We start from the raw sequence: 8,201 nt of genomic DNA on the forward strand, positions 1-8,201 counted from the left end.
CGGCGCCCCGGTGCCGCGCACCCCTTGCGGTGGCTCCAGCCCCGGGGCCCGGTTCAGCGAGCCGTGAGGATGCGGGGGCCCGCCTCCGTGATCGCCACGGAGTGTTCCGCGTGGGCGGCGCGGGAGCCGTCGTTCGTGCGGAGGGTCCAACCGTCGGACGCCTCGTGGTAGCCGTCACCACCACCCCCGATGACCATGGGCTCGATGGCCAGCGCCATGCCGTGCCGCAGCACCATGCCGCGCCCGGCCCGCCCCTCGTTCGGCACCCCGGGATCCTCGTGCATCCGCCGACCGATCCCGTGCCCGCCGAAGTCCTCCGGAATCCCGTATCCGGCCTCCCGGCACACCGTCCCGATCGCGTGCGCGATGTCCCCGATCCGGTTCCCGACGACCGCCGCCGCGATCCCGGCCGCGAGTGCCCGCTCGGCCGTCTCCACGAGTCGTACGTCCTCGGGCCGTGCCCTGCCCACCGTGAAGCTGATCGCGGAGTCGCCCGCCCACCCGTCCAGCTCCGCCCCGAAGTCGGCCGAGACCAGGTCCCCGTCCCGCAACCGGTACTTGGTCGGGATGCCGTGCACGATCGCGTCGTTCACGGACACGCAGAGCACGGCGGGAAACGGTGTGGGCGCGAAGCTCGGCCGGTAGCCGAGGAAGGGGGAGCCCGCGCCCGCCTTGCGCAGCACGTCGTGTGCCACCTCGTCGAGCTCCAGCAGGCTCACGCCCACGGCAGCGTGCTCGCGTACCGCGGCGAGGGCGTCGGCCACGACCCGGCCCGCCTCCCGCATCGCGTCGATCTGTGTATCCGTCTTGAGTTCCACCATGCCAATAACTATACCGGTATTTAAATCCGGTACAAAAATGGGGTCTCGGGTAGAGTGGGGGCATGGTCCGAACCCCCTTGACCCCCGAAGAGCGCGAACGTGGCGAGCACCTCGGCCGGCTGCTGCGCGAGGCGCGGCTCGGGCGCAGCATGACGGAGGTGGCCGCGGGCGCGGGCATCTCCGTCGAGACGCTGCGCAAGATCGAGACGGGTCGAGCGCCGACCCCGGCCTTCTTCACCGTCGCCGTGCTCGCCCGTGAGCTGGGCCTTTCCATGGACGAGCTGATGGCGCACTGCGCCCTGGCGCCCGCTTGACCGGTGCCGGTGTCCGTGTCGAAAAGTGCGCGTAGCACCCCCGTAACACGGGAGGTGTTTGCTTCCGGAGCGTAAGGCTCCAGGAGTGCGACGATCGGCGGGGCGCGTGGCGGAAGTGGGACAACTCCCGGACCGGGTGCGGGACTTCGCGACATATCTGCAGGGCCTGAACGCCCGGCTCGACCAACGCGCCGGCTGGTGCGGCGTCTTCTGGCAGCGGGACCCCGAGGGCATGCGGGCCTGCCTCGACGGCAGTGAAGTGCCGCCGTGGGACGTGGTGGAGGCGCTCCTGAAGGACCTCGCGTCGGCGACGGGTACCGAGCATGCCGAGCGTGAGGCGGCCCGTGCCCGCGCCCTGCATCGCGCGTCCGCGCGCGCCCACGACGCGGGGCCCGGCGCACGCGCGCTGCTCGCCGACCGGATGGACGTGATGGTGCGCGAGCGGCGGTACGCCGAGCGGCGCCTCCGTGAACTCGGTGCCCGCCTCGAATCCGCCGTCGACGAGGCGGCCGACGCCGTCCGTTTCGACCTGGCGTGGGTGCGCGACGATCACGAGCGGGCGACGGCACGGATCGCCGAACTCGGTGCGCGGCTCGCGGAGTTGGGGCCAACCCCTGCGGGTGCGGCTGCGGATGCGACTGCGGGGCCGGAAGGGTCCGTACCCGGTGCTCGCCCGGCCCCGTCGGCGCCCCGCCCGGCGCCCGCCAAGGAGCGCAAACGCCGACCCCGGGGCAGCGCGCGGTTCGCCGGTATGCCGGTGGACGAGCCCGAGACGGAGGTCGCCGCGGCCCCCGCTCCCGCCGCCACTCCCACGGGCGCCCGGTTCGCCGGCGCCGCCGCGGAGCAGGAGGAGGTGGCCCCCGCCCCGCCCCCGGCCGACGCCACCGCCCACGCCGACGTGTCCGCGACGGTCACCCTCCTCGCCCGCCACCGCGTCGAGGGCCGCAGCGGCGAGGCGCACATGGTCCTCGTGGAAGCCGCCGCCGGGCCCGCCGCCCATTTCCCGCTGTTCGCGGCGGAGTTGACGCGGTCCGGGCTCGGCGCCGACTGGGCCACCCTGCTGTGGGAGGCCGCGTCGCTGCCGCTGGACCGTCTCGTCGCCGCCGTCGACGCGCTGGTCGCGGCCGGCCGCACCGCCGACGGGCAGCAGCTGCTGCGCCAGGGCATGGGCAGCCCGCCCGCCGAGTTCGGCGCCGCGGTGCACCGGCTCGACGAGGAGGGCCGGCACCACGAGGTCCGCACCCTCCTCGACGCGTACGTCCGCGGCCGCACCCCCGAAGAGGCCGCCCACACCGCGCGCGGCGCCCCCGACCGGCTCGTCCCGCTGCTCCTGGACGCGGCGCGGCGGGTCTCCGAGGAGCGGTACTGGGACGTGGTGCACGCGCTGCGCGTCGCGGGCCTCGCACACTGAACCGTCACCCGCACGGGTGCCGGGGGCGCCCCGATCCAGCGGGTTGCCGACGATGCCCTTGGCAAGCCCTCCGTTGAGGCTTACGTTCGTCCCTCTACCGCTGTTCTACGTGCGTAGAGACATACGTGGACGTGCGCGCAGAGGCGTACGCGGAGACGTATGTGCGTAGAGAAGTAGAGACGTAAGGAAGAAGGAGTGCTGCCGATGACCACCCCCTCCCGAGCCTCTCTGCACGACCGCCACCGCGAAGTCATGCCGGACTGGCTGGCCCTGTACTACGACGAGCCGATCGAGCTCACGCACGGCGAGGGCCGGCACGTCTGGGACGCCGAGGGCAATAAGTACCTGGACTTCTTCGGCGGCATCCTCACGACGATGACGGCGCACGCGCTGCCCGAGGTCACGAAGGCGGTGAGCGAACAGGCCTCCCGGATCGTCCACTCCTCGACGCTCTATCTGAACCGGCCGATGGTCGAACTCGCCGAGCGCGTCGCCCAGTTGTCCGGAATCCCGGACGCCCGCGTCTTCTTCACCACGTCCGGCACCGAGGCCAACGACACGGCGCTGATGCTCGCCACCGCGTACCGCCGCTCGAACCAGATCCTGGCGATGCGCAACAGCTACCACGGCCGCTCGTTCTCCACGGTCGGCATCACCGGCAACAAGGGCTGGTCGCCGACGAGCCTGTCCCCGCTCCAGACGCTGTACGTGCACGGGGGTGTACGTGGCCGTGGCCCCTACGCCCACCTGGCCGACGCCGAGTTCATCGACGCCTGCGTAGCCGACCTGCGGGACATGCTCGGCCAGACCCGTGGCAACGTGGCGGCGCTCATCGCCGAACCCATCCAGGGCGTCGGCGGCTTCACCTCCCCGCCCGACGGCCTGTACGCCGCCTTCCGCGACGTCCTGCGCGAGCACGGCATCCTGTGGATCTCGGACGAGGTGCAGACCGGCTGGGGCCGCACCGGCGAGCACTTCTGGGGCTGGCAGGCACACGCGCAGTCGGGACCGCCGGACATCCTCACCTTCGCCAAGGGCATCGGCAACGGCATGTCGATCGGTGGCGTCGTCGCCCGCGGTGACGTCATGAACTGCCTTGACGCCAACTCCATTTCGACGTTCGGCGGCTCCCCGATCACCATGGCGGCGGGCCTCGCCAACCTCTCGTACCTGCTCGAACACGACCTCCAGGGCAACGCCCGGCGGGTCGGTGGACTCCTCATCGAGCGACTGCGGGCGATCGCCGCGAGCGCGCCCGGCGTTCGGGAGGTGCGGGGGCGTGGCCTGATGATCGGCATCGAGCTGGAGGGGCCGGGGCCGGATGCGGCGGAGGTCATCGAGTCGTGCCGGGCGCGGGGGCTTCTGATCGGCAAGGGCGGGGGCCACGATTCGAGCGTGCTGAGGATCGCTCCGCCGATGTCGTTGACGGTGGCGGAGGCGGAGGAGGGGGCGGGGATTTTGGAGCGGGCGCTCCATTGAAGCCCCGCCGGCGATTGAGGCGCGGGGTCCGGGGCAGAGCCGCGCGACCGCTCGCCGGGTAACCGTGCAACACGAGGGAGACCCTCAGCACATGTCCGCCCACACCCTCTCCGTCCGCCAAATACTCGCCCTGGACCGCATCGCCGCCGGCCAACCGGAGGTGGTCGCCGCGGCCGAGCACCTCGACCGCCCCGTCCGCTGGGTGCACGTGGCCGAGGCCGCGGACGTGGGCGTGATGCTGAGCGGCGGCGAGATGATCCTCACCACGGGCGTCCTGCTCGCGGACGACGAGCGGCTGCAGGCCGAGTACATCGACTCCCTGCACCGCGCGGAGGCCGCCGCGCTCGTCCTGGGCCTCGGCCGCGCCTTCCCGTCCTCCCCGGAGGGAATGCGGCGGGCCGCCGAACGGCACGGGCTGCCCATGGTGGTGCTGCACCGCCCGTTCCCCTTCGCCGAGTTGACCGAGGAGGTGCAATCCCGGCTCGTACGAAGGAAGTTCGCCGCCGTCAGCCTCTCCGAGGGCATCCGTACCTCGCTCACCGGTCTCATCACGGCGGGCGCCCCGCTGCAGGGGCTGCTCGACGAGATCGCCGCGCACAGCGGTTGCCCGGTCGTCCTCACCAACCTCGCCCACCGCGTCCTCGCCACGGCCGGCGAACACCCCGCCGTCGACGACGTGTTGCGCGACTGGGACCGCATCGCCCGGCAGCCCGGCGGGGTCGACGGGGAGGGCTGGATCCGCGCGGACCTCGGCGGGCGCGGCGAACGCTGGGGCTCCGTCGTGCTGTGCGGGCACCGCGGTGACGGCTCGTCCGGGCGGCTGCTCGCGGACCGTGCGGCGGAGGCCCTGGTGCTGCACCACCTGCTGTCGGGCTCCGGACCGAGCTGGGAGGAGCAGTCGGCCCGCTGTCTGCTCGCCGATCTTCTCGCGGGCGGCGCACCGGCCCGCGGCCTGCTGCCCCGCGCACGCGCGGCGGGCCTCCCGGTGAACCGCCGCACGTTCCTTCCTCTTGTCGTACGCGACACTTCACCGGCCCAACTAGTCCGTCTGCTGCGCCTGTTGGGGCTGTCGGGCCTCGTGGCGGAACTCGCCGAGTACTCCACCGCCGTCCTCCTCAGCCTCGCCCGCGACCAGGCGCCGGAGGCCCTCGCCGCGCACTTCGCCGACCGTCTGCGCGCGGAGACCGGTGACGCGCGGGCCCTTGTCGCGGCCGGCCCCGCCAGTACCGCCTGGGAGGACGTGCCGGAGGCGCTGCGCGAGGCCCTGCACGTGGCCGACGCCGTCACCGGCGCGCCGCCCGGTCTCCCTCCGGTGGTCCGTATCGGCGACGTACGACTGCGCGGTCTCGTACGGCAGTTGCGCGACGACCCTCGCGTACAGGCCTTCTCGGAACGGGAGTTGGACGCCATCCTGGCCTCCGAGGACGCCGCGGAACTCCTCCCGGTCCTGCGCGGCTACCTCACCACCGGCCGCAACAAGTCCCGCACCGCCCAGCTCACCCACATGAGCCGCCCCGCCCTCTACCGCCGCCTCCAGTCCATCCAGACACTGCTCGGCGTCGACCTCGACGACTTCGAGCAGGCCGCGTCCGTCCATCTGGCCCTGCTCGCGCACGACGCGCAGTCGGGCCCGTGACACCGTGCAACGCCCGCGGCCCCGCGCGTGACACGCTGCGACTCGGCGGTGCCGCTCCCCGCTCCCTATCGTCGACACCACACAGTGCAACCCCCTCTCAGGGAGGTCCGATGAGCCCCGTGATCCGCGCCGCCATCTTCCAGACCGCATGGACCGGCGACAAAGAGTCCATGATCAAGGTGCACGAGCAGGCGGTCCGCGACGCCGCCGCCCAGGGCGCCCAAGTCCTCTGCTTCCAGGAGCTGTTCTACGGCCCGTACTTCTGCCAGGTGCAGGACGCGAAGTTCTACGAGTACGCGGAGTCGGTGCCGGACGGACCGGTCGTCCAGCGCTTCCAGGCCCTGGCCCGCGAACACGGCATCGTCCTCGTCCTCCCCGTCTACGAGGAGGAGCAGCCGGGCGTCCTCTACAACACGGCCGCCGTGATCGACGCCGACGGCAGCTACCTCGGCAAGTACCGCAAGACGCACATCCCGCAGGTCAAGGGCTTCTGGGAGAAGTTCTACTTCCGCCCGGGCAACAGCGGCTGGCCGGTCTTCGACACGGCGGTGGGCAAGATCGGCGTGTACATCTGCTACGACCGGCACTTCCCGGAGGGCTGGCGCGCACTGGGGTTGGAGGGCGCCCAGATCGTCTTCAACCCCTCGGCCACCTCGCGCGGCCTGTCCCGCTACCTCTGGCAGCTGGAGCAGCCGGCGGCCGCGGTCGCCAACGAGTACTTCGTCGGTGCGATCAACCGGGTCGGCGTCGAGGAGTACGGCGACAACGACTTCTACGGTACGTCGTACTTCGTCGACCCCGAGGGCCGGTTCGTGGGCGAGGTCGCCGACGACAAGGCGCCCGAACTCGTCGTCCGCGAGCTCGACATGGCGAAGCTGCGCGAGGTCCGCGACCGCTGGCAGTTCTACCGCGACCGCAACCCGCAAGCGTACGAGCCCCTGACCCGCCCGTAACCGCAGCAGCCCTCAGGAGGAGCACATGAGCGCCGTCCGTACGGTCATCCGCGGCGGTCTCGTCGTCACAGCCGCCGACGAGATGCACGCCGACGTCCTCATCGAGGACGGCCGCGTCGCGGCCCTCGCGGCCACCGGCAGCAGCGCCGCCGCGTCCTGGACGGACGCGCGCACGATCGACGCGTCGCAGAAGTACGTCATCCCGGGCGGCGTCGACGGGCACACCCACATGGAGATGCCGTTCGGCGGCACCTACGCCGCCGACACCTTCGAGACGGGTACGCGGGCCGCGGCCTGGGGCGGCACGACCACGATCGTCGACTTCGCGATCCAGTCGAAGGGCGGGTCGCTGCGCGAGGGCCTCGACGCCTGGCACGCCAAGGCGGACGGCCAGTGCGCCATCGACTACGGCTTCCACATGATCGTCTCCGATGTGCACGACGACACGCTGAAGGAGATGGATCTGCTGGTGGGGGAGGGGGTGACCTCTTTCAAGCAGTTCATGGCGTACCCCGGCGTCTTCTACTCGGACGACGGGCAGATCCTGCGGGCGATGCAGCGGGCCGGTGAGAACGGCGGCCTGATCATGATGCACGCGGAGAACGGCATCGCGATCGACGTCCTGGTCGAGCAGGCGCTGGCCCGCGGCGAGACCGACCCGCGCTTCCACGGCGAGGTCCGCAGGTCCCTCCTGGAATCGGAGGCGACGCACCGCGCGATCAAGCTGGCGCAGGTGGCGGGCGCGCCGCTGTACGTGGTGCACGTGTCGGCGCAGGAGGCGCTCGCGGAGCTGGCGCGGGCCCGCGACGAGGGCCTCCCGGTCTTCGGCGAGACCTGCCCGCAGTATCTGTTCCTGTCGACGGACAACCTGGCGGAGCCGGAGTTCGAGGGCGCGAAGTACGTGTGCAGCACGCCCCTTCGCCCGAAGGAGCACCAGGCGGCCCTGTGGCGGGGCCTGCGCACGAACGACCTCCAGGTCGTCTCCACGGACCACTGCCCCTTCTGCTTCAACGGGCAGAAGGAGCTGGGCCGCGGCGACTTCTCGAAGATCCCGAACGGGATGCCGGGCGTCGAGAACCGCATGGACCTGCTCCACCAGGCCGTGGTCGACGGGCACATCTCGCGGCGGCGGTGGATCGAGATCGCGTGCGCCACTCCGGCGCGGATGTTCGGCCTGTACCCGAAGAAGGGGACGATCGCGCCGGGCGCGGACGCGGACATCGTGATCTACGACCCGGCGGCCGAGCAGACCATCTCGGCCGAGACCCACCACATGAACGTCGACTACTCGGCGTACGAGGGCAAGCGGCTCACGGGGAGGGTCGAGACAGTGTTGTCCCGGGGTGAACTCGTCGTGACGGAGCGGGAGTTCACGGGGCGGGCGGGGCACGGGGTGTACATGCCGCGGGGGACGTGTCAGTACCTGGAGTAGAGGCTGTTGGATTGGCCATATTGACGGGTCCCCCCTGCGCGCGACCCGGTAGTTGCCAAGACCATCTCGTGCGGTCGGAACCGGCCGCACGGACGGTGGTTGTCGGGGGCGTCGTGTACGCAAAGGCGACCACGCGGCGATCAGCTTGTCCACGC

The 8,201-nt window shown here is 71.7% G+C and carries 7 protein-coding genes; 6 read left to right on the forward strand and 1 reads right to left on the reverse strand.

What is annotated here, in order from left to right:
* Positions 1-53: 53 nt before the first annotated feature.
* Positions 54-821 carry a type I methionyl aminopeptidase gene (map, locus tag OG746_RS16380; protein ID WP_266715342.1) on the reverse strand — a complete coding sequence of 256 codons (768 nt, stop codon included), beginning with the start codon at positions 819-821 and terminating at the stop codon, positions 54-56.
* A 62-nt stretch (positions 822-883) separates the two neighbouring features.
* Between map and OG746_RS16385 the strand changes: the two genes are divergently transcribed.
* The 6 genes from OG746_RS16385 (at position 884) to hydA (ending at position 8,046) form a co-directional block, all read left to right on the forward strand.
* Entirely contained in the window at positions 884-1,135 is a 252-nt protein-coding gene (locus OG746_RS16385) for a helix-turn-helix domain-containing protein (protein WP_266715343.1), read from the forward strand.
* Between the two features lie 115 nt (positions 1,136-1,250).
* Positions 1,251-2,546: a hypothetical protein gene (locus tag OG746_RS16390; protein ID WP_266718995.1), complete on the forward strand. Its 1,296-nt coding sequence runs from the start codon at positions 1,251-1,253 to the stop codon at positions 2,544-2,546.
* A gap of 204 nt (positions 2,547-2,750) precedes the next feature.
* Positions 2,751-4,025 (forward strand): aspartate aminotransferase family protein, encoded by a 1,275-nt coding sequence (locus tag OG746_RS16395; protein ID WP_266715344.1) that lies wholly within the window; start codon positions 2,751-2,753, stop codon positions 4,023-4,025.
* A gap of 91 nt (positions 4,026-4,116) precedes the next feature.
* Positions 4,117-5,661 carry a PucR family transcriptional regulator gene (locus tag OG746_RS16400; RefSeq protein ID WP_266715345.1) on the forward strand — a complete coding sequence of 515 codons (1,545 nt, stop codon included), beginning with the start codon at positions 4,117-4,119 and terminating at the stop codon, positions 5,659-5,661.
* A 110-nt stretch (positions 5,662-5,771) separates the two neighbouring features.
* The gene (locus tag OG746_RS16405; RefSeq protein WP_266715346.1) at positions 5,772-6,614 is read left to right on the forward strand and encodes a nitrilase-related carbon-nitrogen hydrolase; all 843 of its coding nucleotides are present in this window, start codon (positions 5,772-5,774) and stop codon (positions 6,612-6,614) included.
* Between the two features lie 25 nt (positions 6,615-6,639).
* Positions 6,640-8,046 carry a dihydropyrimidinase gene (gene hydA / locus OG746_RS16410; RefSeq protein ID WP_266715347.1) on the forward strand — a complete coding sequence of 469 codons (1,407 nt, stop codon included), beginning with the start codon at positions 6,640-6,642 and terminating at the stop codon, positions 8,044-8,046.
* Positions 8,047-8,201 lie beyond the last annotated feature (155 nt).

Origin of the sequence: Streptomyces sp. NBC_01016 (genome assembly GCF_026341035.1) — a bacterium.
Classification (GTDB): Bacteria; Actinomycetota; Actinomycetes; order Streptomycetales; family Streptomycetaceae; genus Streptomyces.